The organism is Nonomuraea sp. NPDC059007 (genome assembly GCF_042740555.1).
Lineage (GTDB): Bacteria > Actinomycetota > Actinomycetes > Streptosporangiales > Streptosporangiaceae > Nonomuraea.
Genome location: NZ_JBHYJD010000124.1, coordinates 1 through 1,310, shown reverse-complemented (window position 1 = coordinate 1,310; position 1,310 = coordinate 1). Strand labels below are relative to the sequence as shown.

Below are 1,310 nucleotides of genomic sequence, written 5' to 3'. Positions count from 1 at the left end.
CGCCGGGCTGGTGGCCCGTGGTACGGCGCAGGATCGCGCGGATCCGGGCGATCAGCTCCTGCAGGTCGAACGGCTTGGTCACGTAGTCGTCGGCGCCGAGGGAGAGCCCGGTGACCTTGTCGGCCTGGCGGTCGCGGGCGGTCAGGAACAGGACCGGCACCGGTCCGCCGCCTCCCTCGGGACGCAGCTCACGCAGCCGGCCCACCACCTCGAACCCGTCCATGTCCGGCAGCATGACGTCGAGCAGCACCAGGTCGGGCGGCTCCGCCCTGGCGGCGGCGACCGCCTCGGCGCCGGTCGCCGCCGAGCTCACCCGGAACCCGGCGAACCGCAGCGTGGCCGCCAGCAGTTCGCGGACGGTGGCCTCGTCGTCCACCACCAGCAGCCGCTCGCCGCCCTCCGCCGGTGTCATGGCCTGTCCTGATGCTCGCACGAGGGCCAGGATACGGAGGCCCGGTTCACACGTCGCGGCGCTGGAAGACCGCGAACGCGGCGGCCAGTACGACGGCGACCCCGAGGCACATCCCGCCCAGGTTCAGCCAGGGCTCCGGGTAGGCCGGGTCCGGGACCGTGGCGAAGATCGCGGCCGCCCCCTTCGTGGGCCAGAACGCGAACAGCCCCTGCGTCCACGGAGGGAACAGGCCCTGAAGAGCAGGAACCAGGAAGACGATCCCCACCAGGGTCGCCAGCGCTCCCGCCGTGGCCCGCATGATCGTGCCGAGTCCGACCGCGAGCAGCGCGATCGCCGACAGGTAGATCCCGCCGCCCGTCACGGCCGACAGCACACCGGCGTCGCCGAGCCGCGCGTTCGGCACCTCCTGCGTGATGAGCACGGCCTGCCCGAGGAAGAACGCGGCGAACATCAGCACCTGACCGGCCACCAGGGCGACCGCCGTGGCCACCACGACCTTGGCCGCCAGCAGCCGATGCCGGCGCGGCGTGGCGCTGAGCGTGGTCGACATGAGCCCGGTCGCGTACTCCGAGGTGACGACCAGGATGCCCAGCACCCCGATGATCAGCTGGGCCACGATGTACGTCGTCAGGCTGCGGCCGGTCGGATCCCAGTCCTGCGGGGACTCGGCCTGGTCCGCCCCGGCGGCGCCCATCGACAGGGCCGTGATGCCGAGGCCGACGACGAGCAGGGTGGCCAGCGTGTACCAGGTGGAGCGCAGGCTGCGGAACTTGATCCACTCCGCGTGGAGCGTCTGTGCGAAAGTCATGCCGCCCTACCTTTCTGAGTAGGCACTCCCGTTACGCCAGGGGCTGAGCGCGCTGCTGAGCCTGGAGAGGCAAGATCGGGATGTGCGGGT

The 1,310-nt window shown here is 71.8% G+C and carries 2 protein-coding genes; both read right to left on the bottom strand.

Going from position 1 to position 1,310, the window contains the following annotated elements; all coding sequences use genetic code 11:
- On the bottom strand, positions 1 to 412 hold a 412-nt coding region (locus ACFWY5_RS57995), incomplete at its 3' end, for a response regulator transcription factor (protein ID WP_379640400.1).
- Between the two features lie 46 nt (positions 413 to 458).
- Positions 459 to 1,220, bottom strand: coding sequence for an ABC transporter permease (locus ACFWY5_RS57990; protein WP_379623008.1), 762 nt, complete (start codon positions 1,218 to 1,220; stop codon positions 459 to 461).
- Between the last annotated feature and the right edge of the window lie 90 nt (positions 1,221 to 1,310).